The organism is Lujinxingia vulgaris, from assembly GCF_007997015.1.
Taxonomy (GTDB): domain Bacteria; phylum Myxococcota_A; class Bradymonadia; order Bradymonadales; family Bradymonadaceae; genus Lujinxingia; species Lujinxingia vulgaris.
The window spans coordinates 16,700-33,252 of record NZ_VOSM01000004.1; the positions used below are offsets into that span (position 1 = coordinate 16,700).

The 16,553-nt window shown below is 64.3% G+C and carries 15 protein-coding genes; 11 read left to right on the forward strand and 4 right to left on the reverse strand.

Annotation, left to right across the window (positions count from 1 at the left end):
• The first annotated feature begins 91 nt into the window (after positions 1–91).
• From FRC98_RS09460 to FRC98_RS09485, 6 genes are all read left to right on the forward strand, one after another.
• The gene (locus FRC98_RS09460; RefSeq protein WP_146981063.1) at positions 92–1,465 is read left to right on the forward strand and encodes a hypothetical protein; all 1,374 of its coding nucleotides are present in this window, start codon (positions 92–94) and stop codon (positions 1,463–1,465) included.
• Positions 1,466–1,802: 337 nt separating this feature from the next.
• Positions 1,803–2,339 (forward strand): DUF4178 domain-containing protein, encoded by a 537-nt coding sequence (locus FRC98_RS09465; protein WP_230467464.1) that lies wholly within the window; start codon positions 1,803–1,805, stop codon positions 2,337–2,339.
• A 4-nt stretch (positions 2,340–2,343) separates the two neighbouring features.
• Positions 2,344–3,465 carry a hypothetical protein gene (locus FRC98_RS09470; RefSeq protein ID WP_146981065.1) on the forward strand — a complete coding sequence of 374 codons (1,122 nt, stop codon included), beginning with the start codon at positions 2,344–2,346 and terminating at the stop codon, positions 3,463–3,465.
• 49 nt (positions 3,466–3,514) lie between these two features.
• Positions 3,515–3,946: a DUF350 domain-containing protein gene (locus tag FRC98_RS09475; protein WP_146981066.1), complete on the forward strand. Its 432-nt coding sequence runs from the start codon at positions 3,515–3,517 to the stop codon at positions 3,944–3,946.
• 16 nt (positions 3,947–3,962) lie between these two features.
• Positions 3,963–5,540 (forward strand): polyamine aminopropyltransferase, encoded by a 1,578-nt coding sequence (locus FRC98_RS09480; RefSeq protein WP_146981067.1) that lies wholly within the window; start codon positions 3,963–3,965, stop codon positions 5,538–5,540.
• A gap of 26 nt (positions 5,541–5,566) precedes the next feature.
• On the forward strand, positions 5,567–5,809 hold the full coding sequence (locus FRC98_RS09485) for a hypothetical protein (protein ID WP_146981068.1): 243 nt from the start codon (positions 5,567–5,569) through the stop codon (positions 5,807–5,809).
• Positions 5,810–6,154: 345 nt separating this feature from the next.
• Here the strand turns inward: FRC98_RS09485 and FRC98_RS09490 are convergent, their stop codons facing one another.
• On the reverse strand, positions 6,155–7,528 hold the full coding sequence (locus tag FRC98_RS09490; protein WP_146981069.1) for a hypothetical protein: 1,374 nt from the start codon (positions 7,526–7,528) through the stop codon (positions 6,155–6,157).
• A 437-nt stretch (positions 7,529–7,965) separates the two neighbouring features.
• Here FRC98_RS09490 and FRC98_RS09495 point away from each other — a divergent pair, with 437 nt between their 5' ends.
• From FRC98_RS09495 to FRC98_RS09515, 5 genes are all read left to right on the forward strand, one after another.
• Positions 7,966–10,164: a hypothetical protein gene (locus tag FRC98_RS09495; protein WP_146981071.1), complete on the forward strand. Its 2,199-nt coding sequence runs from the start codon at positions 7,966–7,968 to the stop codon at positions 10,162–10,164.
• Between the two features lie 74 nt (positions 10,165–10,238).
• The gene (locus tag FRC98_RS09500) at positions 10,239–12,089 is read left to right on the forward strand and encodes an Ig-like domain-containing protein (protein ID WP_146981072.1); all 1,851 of its coding nucleotides are present in this window, start codon (positions 10,239–10,241) and stop codon (positions 12,087–12,089) included.
• 130 nt (positions 12,090–12,219) lie between these two features.
• The gene (locus tag FRC98_RS09505; protein WP_146981074.1) at positions 12,220–13,101 is read left to right on the forward strand and encodes a hypothetical protein; all 882 of its coding nucleotides are present in this window, start codon (positions 12,220–12,222) and stop codon (positions 13,099–13,101) included.
• A 40-nt stretch (positions 13,102–13,141) separates the two neighbouring features.
• Positions 13,142–13,942, forward strand: a complete 801-nt coding sequence (locus tag FRC98_RS09510) for a hypothetical protein (protein ID WP_146981076.1) — start codon at positions 13,142–13,144, stop codon at positions 13,940–13,942.
• A 225-nt stretch (positions 13,943–14,167) separates the two neighbouring features.
• Positions 14,168–14,956 carry a hypothetical protein gene (locus FRC98_RS09515; RefSeq protein WP_146981078.1) on the forward strand — a complete coding sequence of 263 codons (789 nt, stop codon included), beginning with the start codon at positions 14,168–14,170 and terminating at the stop codon, positions 14,954–14,956.
• A 53-nt stretch (positions 14,957–15,009) separates the two neighbouring features.
• On the opposite strand, the gene FRC98_RS09520 is transcribed toward FRC98_RS09515, so the two are convergent.
• The 3 genes from FRC98_RS09520 to FRC98_RS09530 form a co-directional block, all read right to left on the reverse strand.
• Positions 15,010–15,546, reverse strand: a complete 537-nt coding sequence (locus FRC98_RS09520; protein WP_146981080.1) for a hypothetical protein — start codon at positions 15,544–15,546, stop codon at positions 15,010–15,012.
• Positions 15,543–15,845 (reverse strand): hypothetical protein, encoded by a 303-nt coding sequence (locus FRC98_RS09525; protein ID WP_146981082.1) that lies wholly within the window; start codon positions 15,843–15,845, stop codon positions 15,543–15,545. Before FRC98_RS09525 ends, FRC98_RS09520 begins: the two co-directional genes overlap by 4 nt.
• Positions 15,846–15,970: 125 nt before the next feature.
• Positions 15,971–16,444, reverse strand: coding sequence for a hypothetical protein (locus FRC98_RS09530; protein ID WP_146981084.1), 474 nt, complete (start codon positions 16,442–16,444; stop codon positions 15,971–15,973).
• Positions 16,445–16,553 lie beyond the last annotated feature (109 nt).

Genomic DNA, 16,553 nt, shown 5'->3' on the forward strand with positions numbered 1-16,553 from the left:
CCCTTTTCAAACCTCCGCGCATCTCCTAACCTCCAAGCCAGACCGACCCGGGGAGCCGCCGCAAACGCTCCCCTGCTGTGGGGAGACCTCCATGCGCCTTGCCCGTACCCGACTTCACCATCGCCTCGCGCTCCTCCTCAGCGCCCTGCTCACCGCCAGTGCGCTCACCGCCTGCAGCGGTGACGACGATCCCGCACAGAACTCGCCAGCGGACACCGGAGAGCACCACGACGCCGACGCCACCTCGCCGGACACCGAAGCACCGGACACCGAGACCCCGGATGCCGAAGACGACGCTGAGGACAGCAGCGACGACGCGCAACAACCTGACCCGGACGATGCACGCGTCACACCCGACGCTTTCAACTTCGTGGGCGCCTTCCGGGTGCCGGCTGGCGAGTTCGGCAACTCCTCGATGAACTACTCCGAGGGACCGATAGCGCTGCACCCCGAGCGTCCCTCGGTCTTTCTCGTCGGGCACTCGCACCACCAGGCCATCGCCGAGTTCACGATCCCCGAGCTCGTCGACAGCGCCGTGGTCGCCGAACTCAACGTGGCCCAGGCGCCATTGCAGGGCTTTGCCAGCGTGCTTAACCGGGCGGAGAACCCCCAGTCGATCGACCGCATCGGCGGCCTGGCCTTCATCGAAGATGGCGAAGGCCAAGGCTACGATCTCCTCATTCACGCCTGGGAGTATTACGACGCCCCGGCCGACAACACCCACACCACGCTGATGCTGCGCGACCCCGATGATCTGGAGGGCTCGGCGGTCGACGGATATTATGAATTGCAAGGCCGCGCTCACGCCAACGGCTGGGTCAGTCCCATCCCCGAGGAGCTGCAGGCGGAGTTGGGCGCCACCCACCTGACCGGCTCTTCCGGCGGCATCCCTATTCACGGCCGCGCGAGCATCGGTCCCTCCTTCTTTACCTTCGACCCGGCGCCTCTGACCGCGCCCCCCTCGGAGGTGGTGCCCACCGAGGCGCTCCTGGACTTCAGCCTGGAGCACCCTCTTCACGAAGACATGAACAACACCGACGGCACCAACGACATCTGGACGCACCTCTCGCGGGCCACCTTCGGGTTCATCCCCCCGGGCTCTCGCACCTACCTGGTCATTGGCGAATCAGGCGGCCACGAGACCGGCGTCTGCTACAAATGCACCCCGGAGGGTGGAACCGCCAACTGCGGCGGCTACTGCGCCAACAACGTCACCGACTACAGCCCCTTCTTCTGGGCCTTCGACATCGACGATCTCATCGCCGTCAAAGATGGCGACAAGCTTCCGCATGAGGTGCGCCCCTTCGCCCACGGCCCCTTTGAGATCCCCTTCAACACCACCTCCATCGGCGGCGGCGCCTTCGATGCCGAGCGTGGCCTGCTCTACCTCACCGCCCAGCGGGCCGACCGTGAGGGCACCTACTCCAACCCGCCGGTGATCATGGTTTACGACTACAATCGCTGACGGTCCTTCGCCACATCCCGGGGAGCGTGCGCGCGGTTGCCGCCACAACGAACGTCGACCGACCCTCGGTCACTCCGACCGCACCTCCCTCACCCGCACAAACACACGACTTCGACCGACCCTCGGTCACTCCGACCGCACCCCCTCACCCCCACAATCACACGACTTCGACCGACCCTCGGTCACTCCGGCCGCACCTCCCTCACCCGCACAAACACACGACTTCGACCGACCCTCGGTCACCCCGACCGCACCTCCTCAGTCATTTGCACCGACTCCTCCCTCGTGGTACCCGATGGCCTCACTTGATTGTGCACCATCTTTGCCCGGAGCTGTGATGCTAGCCTGGTTCAAACGCTTCTTCGCTGCCCTCTTCGGCAAGCGGCCCGAGCCGCGGCAGCTGCCCCCGGGGCGCGACGTTAACCTGAGCAGCCTGCGCATCGGCGATGTGGTCGTGCACCTCGACCAGACCTACATCGTCAACCAGCGCATCGTGAACCACGCCAACGGCTTCTTCTGGCACGACTACAAGCTCTACGGCGGTGATGACGCCCACATCTGGCTCTCGGTCGAAGATGACGACGAGCTGGAAGTTGCCCTCTACCGTCCGGCCGATCTTACGCTCAACGAGGAGCCCCCCGAAGAGATCGAGTACCTCGGCCAGCTCTTTCGCCTCACCGAGAAAGGCACCAGCGACGCCAAGATCAGCCGCGAGAGCGGCAGCGAGACGCGCACCACCGCCTACTCCTGGGACTACGAGGGTGAGGGCGGCAAGCGTCTCAGCGTGCAACGCTGGGGCGAGAGTGAATATGAAGTGATGGTTGGCGAGCCGGTCAACGCCGCCTCGCTCGATTTGATGGCCCAGCCGGACTGAGACCATGACGATCCGAGACCGCCCACTTATCCCCGCCTTCTTTGCGCTCTTCTGCCTGGTCGGTGCCATCTACGGCATGATGGGCGAGCGCAAGACGCTGATCTACAACGAGACGGCCAACTTCGCCGAGCTCAACACCCCGCAGAAGCTCATCGGCCTGGAGCTCGACCCCGAGCGCATGTACACGCTCAACATCCTCTACGCGATGCCCATGCCGGTGAACGGCGCGATGGACGTGGGCGCGGCGGTGCTCAACAGCGATGGCGAAGAACTTCTGGAGCTCGAAGACTCCTACTGGCGCGAGACCGGCGTCTGGCGCGAAGGTGGCGAGTCGGGCACCTGGGACGAGCAGAACGCCCGCACGCAGTTTAACTTCCGCGTGCCCGACGCCGGCACCTACAGCCCGCAGATCACGCTATTCAGCGCCCGCGCGGTGCCGGCGGCCGCCTTCAAGGTTCAGATCCTGCGCAGCAAACCGCGCATTGTGGGTTCCTGGCCCTTCTGGCTGGGGCTGCTCATCTTCATCGGCGTGGCGGGGTATGTGGCCAACGGTCGCACCAAAGTCACCCGCAAACACCTTGAGAAGATGGGCTCCGGCTCCAAACTCAAGCTCCGCGGAGAGCTGCTCACCGTGGTCGACGTGCGCGAGCACCGCGAGCCTGGCGAGGAGACCGGCTACGAGCTCCGGCTGCAAAATCACCGGGGCGAAGAGCACTTCATCGCCATCGAGACCTACGAAGAAGAGTACACCGACAGCGAGGGCGACGACTGCTATCGCAACCACCGCTACATGCTGCACTGGCTCGAACTCAGCCCCGACGAGCTCGCCAGCGTCAGCCAGCAGGCCCACAACCAGCGCTGGGTGCGCGTGCGCAACACCACGCTCTCGCTCGACCGCAACAACAGCGGCAGCGGCAGCCTGACCACCCGCTTTGAGGGTGAGACCTATCAAAGCAACTACAAAGCCTGGGTTTACTTGCCCTCCCCCTTCCCGCGTATCCACGCCGGCGGCGCCCTCATCCTCGAACACCTCCTCTATGAGGACCGTGGCGAGCATGAGTGGAGCCTGATGGAGATTTTGACCTGGAAGGATATCGAGATCATCGAGTTAAAGCCCCGCGCCTGATCGCGCCTGGAGGCTGCCCCCATAACCACACGCTGCACGAGGAACCCCCATGGACATGGCACAGTTGGGTCAACTGATCACACAGATTCTCGGATGGAGCCTGGGCGGCATGGCCGCTCTGGTGCTGGCGCGTTACGCCTACAAGGTCATCGCGCCTTTCGACGTCAACGCCGAGCTCGTCGGCGACCGCAACACCGCCGTCGGTGCGAGCAAGGGCATGTTCCAGATCGCCGCGGCGATCATCCTGCACGGGCTCGTCGGCGGCGAACGCATGGCCAGCACCCTGTGGGCCGACATCGCCCTTGTGGCGGGCCTCTTTTTGCTGGGCCTCTTGATGCTCTGGGTCGGCCGCATTGTGCTCGTCACCGCGACCTCCTTCGACTTCAACAAGCAGATCCACGAGGAAGACAACCTCGCTGTTGGTCTCATCGAAGGCAGCTACTTCATCGCCTTTGCCGTGATCATTCACGGCGTCATCTGAGCTCGCCGCGCAGCCTATGAGTCCCCCCAACCTCGACGCCACCGAGGCGGCCGCCCAGCCCCTGGGCTCTCGCCAGCGCCTGCTCCTGGCGATTGTTGCCCTGAGCGTGGGTGCCGTCTCGATATGCGGCATCATCTACCAGCTCATCGTCGGCACGGTGAGCACCTACCTGCTGGGCAACAGCACCTTCCAGTTCTCCATGACCATCGGCCTCTTTATGTCGGCCTACGGTCTGGGCGCCTTCCTCTCCACCCGCGTCAAACGTCGCCTGGTCGACGTCTTCGTGCTCACCGAGATCCTGGTGGGCCTTGTGGGGGGACTCTCGGCCTTTACGCTCTTCTACCTCTACGCCATCGGCGGCTTTTTCGAGATCGGGCGCGTCGTGCTCATCCTGACACTGGGCACGCTGGTGGGCCTGGAGATGCCGCTCCTGATCCGCATCAGCGAGGAGCTGCGCCAGGACCTGCGCTTGAGCGTGGGCCAGATGATGGGTGTCGATTACCTGGGCGCGCTGGTGGGAGGCGTGGCCTTCCCCCTTTTGCTGCTCCCGGTCTTCGGCATCATGGGCTCCTCGCTGCTCATCGGGCTCTTCAACGTGCTGGTGGCCCTGGTGATGCTTCAGGTCTTTCGGCCCATGCTCACCCGCGCGCGCCAGATGCTGGTTTTAGGGGTGTTGGCCCTGGCCTTGCTCGGCGGCGCCCTGATCGTTAACCGCCCCATGGAACGCCTGGTCGAGCGCGAACTCTATGAAGATCCCATCGTCTTTATGGAGCAGACCCCCTACCAGAAGATCGTCATGTCCAGGCGCGACGACGACATCCGCCTCTTCCTCGATGGTTCCCTGCAGTTCTCCGCCCGCGATGAGTACCGCTACCACGAGGCGCTTGTGCACCCGGCGGCCGGCCGCCTCGACACCATCGAACGCGTGCTCGTCCTCGGTGGCGGCGACGGTCTGGCGCTGCGCGAGCTCGGCCACTACGAGAGCATTGAGCACATCACCATGGTCGACCTCGATCCGGCGATGACGCGCCTGGGCCGCGAGCATCCGATGCTGCGCGAGCTCAACGAGCGGGCTTTTGAAACACTCCCGGTGGAGGTGCTCAACGTCGACGCCTTCAACTTCGTGCGCGAGTTTGAAGCGCGCGGGGAGACGCCTTACGACCTCATCATCATCGATCTTCCCGACCCTCATCACGAGTCGCTGGCCAAGCTCTACTCGGTGACCTTCTACGTGAGCCTGCAGGCGCTCCTTGCCCCCGAGGGGCTGATGGTCGCCCAGCTCGGAAGCCCCTTCTTCGCCAACCGCACCTACTGGGGCGCCATCGCCACCCTCCAACGCGCCGGCTGGCAGACTCGCCCCTTCCACGCCAACGTCCCGAGTTTTGGCGAGTGGGGATTCGCGCTGGCCTCCCCGGGCTTTATCCCCCCACAACCTCAGCACCAGTTTGAAGGCCGCTTCTACGACAGCACGCACGACGACGAGCTCTTTTACTTCCCCCCCGATCTGCAGCGCCGCCAGGAGGTGGAGCCCAACACCTTGATGCGACCGGTGCTCATCGACTACTTTCGTGATGACTGGCGCAGCTGGAACTGACCTGCCCCCACTTTTCAGGGTTTATTATGAACGGACACGCCATCGGCCTCGGCATCCTCTGCGGCCTGCTCTTTCTCTTCATCGCCGCCATCGCTGTCGCCGCCAACCCCGACGACAGCCCCCCCACCGACAACTCGCGCGAATACACGCGCCGCCATCGCGACATGCACGTCGTCTACTACGGCCGCCACAGCTACGGCCGCTCCGGGCGCCTGGGCAGCGTCGGCAACCGCAGCTTCCGCGGCGGCGGATTGCACGGCGGCAAATAGACACCGCCGACCGTGACTCACGGTCACATATTTCACTTTAATATCAACACCTTACGCCACACACACATGCAACACATGTAGCCACACTCCCCACGTTCAGCATCATCCCAAAAACGACCCACGGTCACCTCCAGGCTGACCGTGGGTCGTTTTTTTTCGCGCAAAATCAACACCTTACCTCTTATCTCCTTTCCACAACCCGCGCCCCCAACGCCCTCACGAATCGACCAACACCGCAAACCCCCGAGCCCCACAACCACCCAACCACACAACCACACAACCACAACCCGCGCCCCCCCCAACGCCCTCACGAATCGACCAACACCGCAAACCCCGGCGCCCCCCTCACCGCTCCCACACCCCGGCAAGCCTGGCCACGTTGTCATTGTCGATCCAGTGCAGGTAAATCGGCCCCTCCCCCGCCAGCAACGCCCCCGGGTTGAGCACCACCTCAATGCGCGCATCCTCCCAGCTCACGATGCGCTGCAGCTCCACCCGGGCGCTCTCCAGATAGTCCGCACCATCGGTCAGCACCACGCGGCGCCAGCTATCATCGACGTAGACCTCACCAAACATATAGTCAGGCTGATTGTAGCCCGCCGGCTCCGGCCCCACCTGGTGGTAGAAGCCCCGCGTGCTATCCCAGTAGGTGTTGGGCGTGTAGCGCCCAAGCTCCTCGCCATCCGGCCCCAGATTCATCGCCGGCAACCAGAGCTGTCGGCCGGTATCCGCAAACCAGTACTGCCACTGGTTAAAGATCATCCCGGGCTCGGTATCGCCAGAAGGATCGATGAACATCTCCTCCAGATGCCACTGCGTCACATCCCCCTCGGGCCGAGACGACCACACCGGCACCCGATAGCCATTCTCCATCGGAGGCGGAAACACGAGCGTGCCCCCCTCGCTGTACTGCCACTGATTCTTCGAGATATTGCCCGCCGCCGAGCCTCCCCACCCCTCCTGCTGGTTGTCGCGCTGAGAGCCTCGCATCGTTTTTAAGGAGTTGTCGTTCTGCCCCTCGGGGTAGCGCACCCGCGAGGCGTAATAGTAGCGCGCATCACGAAAAGGCGCCGGCTCGCTGGTCTTTCCGCCGGTGGTCGCAACTCCCATAAAGTACGCGCCGCTCTTGCGATCTTCGGGGCCGCCACCGGCCGGCCCCAGGTAATGCGCTGGACCTCCCGGGTAACGCAAACGCTCCCCCTCCCGCTGATACACCGGCCTGGCCCGGGGCGACTCTTTGCCGTAAAGCGGCGAACCTTCCACCTCCTCGCCATGCGCAAGTCCGGCGTTAAACCCCTCCGCTTCGCCGCGCACATAGACCTCATCGCCAAAATCCCACAGCAGCGCCGGGCCGCCCCCGGCCTTCTCCCCGAACCCCACCGACGCGCTCCCCACCGCGATCACCACGCGGGCCCCCACCTCCTGCGCCCCACGCACCTCATAGCCCCCCTGCCCCTCCCAGAGCGGCGCATCGCTGCCGCCATCGGCCACGTCTGCATCACTCCCGGTATCATCTGCATCCGCGTCCTCTCCCCCATCACCGGCCTCGTCGGAGTCCTCGCCACCGTCCAACGCTGCATCCGCACCATCGCCACCAGCATCACTCCGAACCCCGGCGTCGGGCCCCGCCGCCGGCCCCTCCGGCTCCCCGCTGCACCCCACCATCGCAGCCAACGCCACCATCACCCACGCCATCTTCACCGTTTTCCAGCGCATCATCACTCCCCTCAAAGCAGCCTCATCCACCGGCGCCCCTCCCCACACAAGAGCAGAGGACGCCCCACCTTTAAAACGCGATTCCCCCTCCCTACCACGCCCCCCAACGCACGTCAGGCAACGCCGCGTTTCAAGATGCAACGCCACAACCCGCACCTCCCCCCCACAACCACCCAACCTCAACCCGCACGCCCCCCAACGCCCTCACAAATCGACCACCATCGCGACCCCGGGCGCCCCACAACCACCCAACCACCCAACCACCCAACCTCAACCCGCACGCCCCCCAACGCCCTCACGAACCTCCCCACCACGCAAACCCCCGCGCCCCCCCCGTTGAACCCCACCTCCCACCGCGCTACCATCATCGCGCTCTACAAAACTGCAAAAGCTGCAAACCTCCCACCCCCCGGGGCCTCCCCCTCTCTCGGAGCCACGCCATGAACGCGTCCCTTCGCTCTGCACTGCGCCTTGCGCCCCCTCGTCTCGCAGCTCTCATCGCGCTCCTCGCCAGCTTCAGCATCGCCTGCTCCGACGACCCCGAGCCCTCGCCGGACCCCGACACAGCCCTCCCCGACGCCGGAGACACCTCCGACGCCCCGGACGTCGAGCCTCCCGAGACCTGCGGAAACGGCCAGCTCGACGATGGCGAGCTCTGCGACGGCGCGCTACTCAATGACGCCACCTGCCAGAGCCTGGGCTTTGAGGGCGGCACGCTCACCTGCGCCTCAAGCTGCTTGAGCTACGACGAGAGCGGCTGCGACTCTGGCGAGCCCCCCACCTGCGAGCGCGGCTGCCCCCAGGGCTACACCTGCAACGCTCAGGGCGAATGCGCCGGTGGCGACCCCACCGATCTGACCCTGGACCTCATCACCCACACCGTCTCCGGGGAGGTCCGCCTCGATGGTGAGGTTCCCGAGTTCCCGCACGACGAGGACGACGACTGCGTCACACTTGAGTTCGTCGACGAGGCGCACAACGTCACCATTTCCATCTACGCAACGTGCAACAACCGCGGCGAGCCTTTTACGTTTGAGGGACAGGTCTACCCGGGTACCTACACCGTGACGGTGCGCGCCGGTTTTGATGCGATTCCTTACTCCTACCGCGTCAGCGACGCCCTCAGCATCGATGCCGACACCGAGGATCTGCTCTTCGACGTCATCTCCCACCCCATCGCCGGCGAACTTCGCCATAACGGACAGGTCCCCCACGATTCGCCAGGCGGCGGCCCGAACTGCGGAGCGATGATCTTTGTCGATCAGCAGCTCCATCAGCGCTACACCCTCCCCTTCACGTGCAACCCTGAGGGGCAGCCTTTTACCTTTGAGGGCCGCCTCCCCGAAGGGCGCTTCGATGTCTACGTCACGAGCTACCAGTCCGAGACCCTGCCGCTCTCGGTTGAGGGCCTTGTCGAGCGTGATCTTCAGGTCAACGCCCCCCGTACCGATCTTCTCTTCGATATTGCCACCCACCTCGTGCGCGGAGAGCTGCTACGAAACGGGGAGCCCCCCACCTTCGACGACACAGTCTTCACACGCTGCGTGAACGTCCATTTTGTCGAACCCACCCTGGGATACGAGTTCACCCAGGAGTTTCGCTGCGACGCCTTCAACGAGGGCTTCGACATCGAGATGCTCCTCTACCCGGGCACCTACGATGTCTACGTCTCGGGCGTCGGTGACGTTATGCCGCAGCTTCGCGGACGCATCATCGAAGGACTTGAGGTCAACGCCGACATCAACGACCTCACAGTCGATGCCACCGTACACACCATCGCCGGGCGCGTGCTCAAAAATGGCGCCGCCCCCACCATCGCCCCCGGCGGCGCGGCATTCTGCGCCATGCTCAGCATCACCGACCTTGAGGGCGGCGCCTCCCACGGCATCGATCTGCCCTGCACCGATGATGCCCCCTTCATCTTTGAGCGCCTGATGTTCGAGAGCACCTACGCGCTCGCCATCACCACCCACGCCGACTTCGTCACCGATGTTCCCGACGCCCCCTTCCTCGCCCACGAAGCCCTGGTGGTGGACCGGGACCTCACCGACCTTGAGCTCGACGTGCAGACGGTCTCGGTCTCCGGCGAAATTCTCGAAAATGGCGACATCCCCGAGATCCCCGGCAACGCCGCCCCCGAATGCCTCTACGCCCACTTCGTCAAACCTCAGCAGGACTACGAGCTGCAATTCTCCCTTGCCGCAACCTGCGACCCCGAGGGCGGCCCGGCGATCTTCGAAGGTGAAGTCTTCCCGGGAACTTACAAAGTCTATGTCTCCGGAAGCTACGGCGTCTTACCTCCCTCGGGCTATCTGGTGCTCGACGAGCTCACCATCGACACCGACGTGAGCGATCTTGAGCTCGACGTCCCCACCCGCCCCCTCGCCGGCCAGATCTTGCATAATGGCGAGCAACCCTCCTATGAGCCGGGCACCTTCCCTCAGTGCGCGTCGGTGAGTTTTATCTCCCTCAACGACCACGGCTCGGTGCACATCGGCGGTACATGTCCGACCGACGGCGGCGCGGTGCGCTTTGATGGCGAAGTCTTCCCGGGCACCTACCGCGTGGAACTTATTGGGCGCTGGTCAGACCTTCCTTTCTACCCGCTGCGGGTGGTCGATGTGTTGCGCGTGGACTGAGTTTTTTTTGCCACACACCTCATGGCTACCGCGCTGACCGGGGCCTCATCAAAATCACTGTTGGAGCACGCTGAATGATGTCCACTTCTCCCTGGCACGCCTTTCTTCTTCCCCTCTTCCTCGCTCCTCTCCTCGGCTGCTCCGCAGCCGACGACCCCACCCCCGAAGCGAGCGACTCAGCCCGGGCGACCCAGGCGCTCGACATCCCCCTGGACGCCTACGCCACCCTCATCGCCGAGGATGGCGCCGCCTCACACCAGTATGGCGAAGCCATCGCCGCCGACGGCGACACGCTGCTCGTCGGGGCAATGGGCGACAACGAAAACGGCGTCCGCTCCGGCGCCGCCTACATCTTCCAGCGCAACCCCGACGACCCGACGGGCTGGGTTCAGGTCAAAAAGCTCGCGCCCGGCGATCCCGGCACCAACTTCCGATTTGGCTACGCTGTCGCCCTCCACGGAGACGTCGCGCTCGTAGGAGCCCCTTATAACTCCACGCGCGACAACGGCGCCGGTGCCGCCTACATCTTTCATCGCGACGAAGGCGGACCCGACAACTGGGGACAGGTCAAACGACTTCTCCCCGCCGACATCGGCGACTCCGATCAATTCGGATCTTCGGTTGCCCTGGATGGCGAGCTCGCGGCAGTGAGCGCCTCCCGCCAGGATCACACTACGGACACGCTTGACTCCGGTGCGGTCTATCTTTTTGCTCGCGACGAAGGCGGACCCGATGTCTGGGGCGAGTTCAAAAAAATCACCCCTGAGGTCCCCGCTTCAGGCGGCAGGTTCGGGTTCGCCCTCGCGCTGAGCGGCGATGACCTCCTGGTCGGTGCACCGAAAGAAGACATCACCCGCGCTGACTCAGGCGCTGCCTACATCTTCAACCGCAACACCGGCGGACCCGACGCCTGGGGACAACTTCAAAAGCTCGTCCCGGCCAACGAGGCTATCTCCATCGAGTTCGGCGCCTCGCTCGCCATGGACAACGGCCTGGCGATCTTCGGCCTCCCCTATGATGACGTAAACGACACACGAATCGGTTCGGTCTACGTCTTCGGCCGCGATGAAGGCGGCCCCGACACCTGGGGCCAGGTCACACGCCTGGTGCGCGAAGACGGTATACGAAACGACTATTTTGGCATGTCCGTCGCCATCAAAGACCGGCGACTGGTTGTGGGCGCCTCGCAGGTTACTGTCGACGACCGCGCCTACGCCGGCGCCGCCTACGTCTATGAACGCGCCGAAGGCAGCCCCCTCAGCGCCTGGGGACGCGGGGAGCGCATCACCCTGAACGAGGTCGAGCTCAGCGACAAATTCGGAAGCGCAGTCGCCCTCACAGAACGCGACGTCTTCGTCAGCGCCCCCCTGGACGACTTTGGAACGGTGACCGTCTTCGGCCAGCCCAACACCGCGCCGGTGGCGGAGGACGGCACCGCCCAGACCGCTGAAAATCAGCCGCTCACCCTCACCCTTCAAGCCACAGACAGCGACGGCGATCCGCTGACCTTCAGCATCATCACCGAACCTCTCAACGGCAGCGTCACCCTCGCCGGCGACCAGGCCACCTACACTCCCAACACCGGCTTTCGCGGCAACGACACCTTCACCTTCGAGGTCAGCGACGGAGGCTTAAGCGACACCGCCACGGTCACCATTGAGGTCACCCCTCCCGACAACACCACCCCCGACGCCGGCGAGGTCGACGCCGGCGAAGGCGACGCCGGAGATGAAGACGCTGGCGAGGTCGATGCCGGTGATAACGACCCCGGTGATGGTGACGCAGGCGATGCGAACGACGGCCCCAACACCCCCACCGCCGAAGCCTCCGGCTGCGGCTGCACCAGCACCTCCGGGGCCCCCGCAAACGCCCTGCTCCTGCTGACCATCCTCGGCCTGATGGGTCTTCAACGACGCCGACGCTGAGCCCTTTCTAATGTTTTAAGCGGCCGTGAATTGAACCCCTCCCCCTAACTCGGTACCCTGATGCACTCATCAAACCCACGCGGGGGGTACACGGCCCCTCCCTCCTGCCCTTCGTACTGAGCCCGTCGCCATGCCTCCCTCCACACGCTTCGCCGCAGCCCTGGCCCTCACCACCCTACTCGCCGCGGGCTGCGTCCCCGAAGATGGCCCCGACACCCTGGTCGATAACGCAGGCTGGGAGTTCCAGGAGCCCGGTAACCCCAACGACCCTGGTGATCCCGGCGACCCGGGCGACCCCAACGATCCCGGCGACCCCAACGATCCCGGCGACCCCGGCGATCCTGGCGACCCCAACGATCCCGGCGACCCCACTGACCCCAACGATCCGAGCGACCCCACTGACCCCAACGATCCCGACGATCCCGACGGCCGCTACCTCCAGCCCCTCCCCGAAGGTTTTGAAGTACCCCTGCTCGACGAGGAGTTCGTCGTGCGCCTGGAGTGGGAGCACCTGACCCAGGAACGCCCCCTGACAAGCCGTTCGGTGGACCTGGAGCTCATCTATTGCGTCAGCCCCCCGGGCGTCGCCATCGACCGCCATCACACCGAGGCGTGCTCAACCTGGACCATTCCGCAAAACACCTGGCGCATCGATGGAGAGTCTTACACCGTGCGCACCGGCGGCGACGCCACCCGCGACGGCGTCGCCGAGCAGGTCGGACACCCCATCCTGCACGCCGGACGCACCCATGTCGGCGTCCTCTACCACAGCGGCGGTTATGACACGTGGGCGACAGTGCGCATGTACCACCGAGGGGAGATGATCTCGGAAGAGCATCTGCTTCTCTCCGAACCCGGCCAGATGTTCTACGTCGGTCCCCTGGAATGGGGCGGCGAGGACACGCTCCCGGAGCGCCTGCCAGCCTTCACCTGCTACCCATCACCCGACCAGCGCTGCGACGGGTCCTACTACCTCGACGAAATCCCCCTCTACCTTGACGACCCCGAATAACCCTTAGTTATCAACCACCTGCGCAAACACTGAGACGCCCATGCGCCCCAATCTCCCGCTTGCCCTACTCCTCGCCATCTTCATCCTGGCCCCGGCCTGCACCCCCGAAGACGCTGAAAATACAGCCGACGACTGCCCCGACGCCTCCTGCGACTGGCAGCTCGACGATGACGCCGGCCAGGACACCGACCTTCTGCCCGACGCCGACCCTGACACCTCCGACGCCGACGCCCCCCACGATCTGCCTGACTGGCGCCCCCAGGATCCCCCACCTCGCCCCGAACGCGACGTTTTGATTGAGGTGCTCTGGGAGCGCCTGGATCCCGTGGATGAAGACGCGAGCCCGTACATCAACTCCCTTACCGACCTCGATCTCTTCTACTGCCACGCCCTCGACGGTTCGCTCTTCGACGACCTGAACGGCTGCACGAGCTACCGCAACACGCGTGCCGGGTTTAATCCCACCCCGGATGGTGAGCGCATGGAGACCGAGATGCTGCTCGATAGTCAATTTATCGACTACCCGGAATGGGTCGTGCACGATCACCCCATCGCCGGGCGCACCCACCTGGTGGTCCACGGCTATAGCGTCCGATTCGCCGTCCGAGCCCACGCCCGCGTCTACCTCGATGGCGAGCTGGCCCGGGAGAACACGATGGACTTCGATCCTTCAGTCAACAAGGCGATATGGTACGCCGGCACGATCGACTGGCACGAAGACCCCGCTCAGACCACCATCACCGACGGCCCCTCCTGCGCCGAGCGCGATGGCGATGATTCCTGCCATGACGTGAACGACGCGCTCTACACCTACGACGTCACCTTCGCCGAGGCACCCTGACGCGGCGTTCCCGGACCCTCTGCATCCTTGAAAAAAATTGAAAAAACCGGCCCCCTCCTCTTCGGCGGGAGGCCGGTTTTTTTATGCATGGCATCGTGCAACATCCCGACTGCCCCCTTTGACCCCATCCCCCTCTCGCGGTAGCCTCTCTCCACGCTCAAACCAACCACCGCGGAGGGAACGCGCCAGCCACCGGTCCCTTTCGCTACCACCGCCGAGACGACCATGCCCCGACCTGGCCTCCCCCTGCCCGCACACCACCGCCGCGCTCGCCAGCTCTCCCCCCTGCTACTCGCCGCACTCGCGACACTGGCCACATCCTGCGGCCCCATCGAAGCCGATGTCCCGCCAGAAGGCGACCCCGGCGCCCTCTGGGAGTTCTACGAAAACCCCATTCCCCCAGAGCCCGCCGAAGATCCCTACCTTCCGCCTGTGCCCGACGACGCGGCCGACCCGCTCCTGGACGAGCCTTTTGTGATGCGCCTCTCCTGGGAGCCGCTGATCGACGGCCCCATCCTGCGCGAAGACGCCGTCGACCTCGATCTCATCGCCTGCATGAGCCCGCTGGCCACCTCCTTTGACGCCCCCGACAGCCTGGGCTGCACCTCCTGGCGCTCCCCCGAGAACCCCTGGCCCATCCACGGCGACCTCTTCTACGCCCGCGCCGGCACCAACGCCACTCGCCATGGCCTCGTCGAGCAGGTTGGCCATCCCGTCCTCCCTGGCCAGCGCACCCACGTGGCCGTGCGCTACAACTCCGGCGCCCACACCGTGCTGGCCAGGGTCGATGTCTACCTCCATGGCGAGCGCGTCTGGCACTACAACAACGCCCTGCTCTCCCCCGGCCAGACCTGGTACGTCGCTCTCTTCGACTGGCTCCCCCACACCGACACCCCGAACCGCTTCCACCCCACCTCCTGCCTGGCCGACGACACCAACGCGTGCGCCCGCGGCGGACTTTATATGGACGAGGTCCCCTTTGATTTGAGCGAGCATGAGGTGGAGGTGGAGTGAGGGGGGGCGGGCGCGGGAGCTACGTCCTCACCGTCACGCGCTCGACCATCTCGTCAACGAACCTTGATCCGCTTCCAGGTCAACAACGACATCAGAAAGAAACGAGCCGCTTGATGGCTGTTCGTAGAAGGCCAGAGATCTTTGATCACCGAACGGGCGCGTTCGTGGGCGTTGGTCGCATCACGTCTCAGAAACGTGCGAAACAGGTTGTAATCCGCATCGTGACGCTCTTGCTGCAACCAGACGAAATGTCTCGCTACCAGCTGTAACTCCCGCGGTAGATCCAGATGAGCCATCACATCCTTTACCCCCGCGGGCAAGCTACCAACCCCGCCTCGAAAGCTTTTACACGCACTGGCCATCTCACCGTGTTCGAATGAGCGTGCCAGCAATTGCCGCAGCGGTTTCGACTCGGGTTGACCACCGATCAGACTGCGTGTGGCCTGTTCAATCAGAAAGTGAAACACAGCGTAATAGGAAGTTGACACCGACCGCCTCAAACTCGCCTGTTTAGGCCGGCGAGGCTCCATCGTCGCCAGATGATGCGCCTGGTTTAAGAGTTGCGAATGCAACAAGACCGCGCGGCTCATGCGCTCGCCCCATGCTCGGCGCCATACTCCGACGTCGTGCGATACAGAATCACCGGGACCAGCTCAGGATGGCTCTTCCGAAGCGCGTCGGTGATGGCATCCTCCAGGGGCTCGACCGCTGGCCAAACCAATTGTGCTTCGTCGGTCCCATCCGGAACAACGACCCAGACGCGAACCGTGTCGTCCTCCAGACGGTCATGCCAATCGAAGTGGATATCGACGATGGTGGGCTCCCCCGACCACTCCAGATCTTCCGGCTTCAGCGTGGGTTCTTGAGCGCTGAGATTATCGCGTTGCATGATCCTTCTCCGTGCTGGTGACGTTCCGTGGTCGCGTACGTATCAGGCAAAACAAGGTTAGGCGCGTGATCATTCATCCCCGGCCCGAATGCCTGGTGTGGCTGCATTGGTTGTAAACCGCTACCTCACTCCAGGTCACGCCCGCGCCATACGACCTCCCCATACACCCCCCAGAATCGACTCACATCGTCCGCCGAACGCTCCAGCCGCTCCGCTCGCCCCCGGCTTACCACACTTGTGAGAAAAAGGGCCCTCCCCCCCGCGGCGAAGCCTCTAAGTCGCGTTACAAGCTCACGCAGGCGTTTTTGGGCCCTGGCCGGAACGCCTTCCATCGTACTCAATCGCTGAGCCACGTAACCCAACCGACGCCGCGCCTCGACATCCTCGCACTCCAGCATCTCCAGCGCGTCGAGCTGCGCCATCATCACCAATGCCATCACGCTGGCTTCGACCGCACGGGCACCGGGGTTTTCCATCACTCGCACCACGACACGCGCGAGCTCGTCGAGCGTGACTGGCTCCTCAGGCCTCTCGACCGGATAGGGATATCCCGCCAGCGAAAAGGCTTGAAGCTCCCGTTCTGTAAGTTGATGTGCCATCGCATACCTCGCAGCAAATCCTACCGAGCCTGCATCCTGACTTCTAAAATAGGCGTCGAACACCGCTACTTCAATCATCCCGCACCACCGGCGCCACTCAACCACCCAA

Coding starts and splice junctions, on each gene's coding strand:
- FRC98_RS09485 (WP_146981068.1), top strand. CDS start 5,567: ATGAACGGACACGCCATCGGCCTCGGCATCCTCTGCGGCCTGCTCTTT.
- FRC98_RS09515 (WP_146981078.1), top strand. CDS start 14,168: ATGCCCCGACCTGGCCTCCCCCTGCCCGCACACCACCGCCGCGCTCGC.
- FRC98_RS09530 (WP_146981084.1), bottom strand. CDS start 16,444: ATGGCACATCAACTTACAGAACGGGAGCTTCAAGCCTTTTCGCTGGCG.
- FRC98_RS09525 (WP_146981082.1), bottom strand. CDS start 15,845: ATGCAACGCGATAATCTCAGCGCTCAAGAACCCACGCTGAAGCCGGAA.
- FRC98_RS09500 (WP_146981072.1), top strand. CDS start 10,239: ATGATGTCCACTTCTCCCTGGCACGCCTTTCTTCTTCCCCTCTTCCTC.
- FRC98_RS09520 (WP_146981080.1), bottom strand. CDS start 15,546: ATGAGCCGCGCGGTCTTGTTGCATTCGCAACTCTTAAACCAGGCGCAT.
- FRC98_RS09490 (WP_146981069.1), bottom strand. CDS start 7,528: ATGATGCGCTGGAAAACGGTGAAGATGGCGTGGGTGATGGTGGCGTTG.
- FRC98_RS09470 (WP_146981065.1), top strand. CDS start 2,344: ATGACGATCCGAGACCGCCCACTTATCCCCGCCTTCTTTGCGCTCTTC.
- FRC98_RS09480 (WP_146981067.1), top strand. CDS start 3,963: ATGAGTCCCCCCAACCTCGACGCCACCGAGGCGGCCGCCCAGCCCCTG.
- FRC98_RS09475 (WP_146981066.1), top strand. CDS start 3,515: ATGGACATGGCACAGTTGGGTCAACTGATCACACAGATTCTCGGATGG.
- FRC98_RS09505 (WP_146981074.1), top strand. CDS start 12,220: ATGCCTCCCTCCACACGCTTCGCCGCAGCCCTGGCCCTCACCACCCTA.
- FRC98_RS09495 (WP_146981071.1), top strand. CDS start 7,966: ATGAACGCGTCCCTTCGCTCTGCACTGCGCCTTGCGCCCCCTCGTCTC.
- FRC98_RS09460 (WP_146981063.1), top strand. CDS start 92: ATGCGCCTTGCCCGTACCCGACTTCACCATCGCCTCGCGCTCCTCCTC.
- FRC98_RS09465 (WP_230467464.1), top strand. CDS start 1,803: ATGCTAGCCTGGTTCAAACGCTTCTTCGCTGCCCTCTTCGGCAAGCGG.
- FRC98_RS09510 (WP_146981076.1), top strand. CDS start 13,142: ATGCGCCCCAATCTCCCGCTTGCCCTACTCCTCGCCATCTTCATCCTG.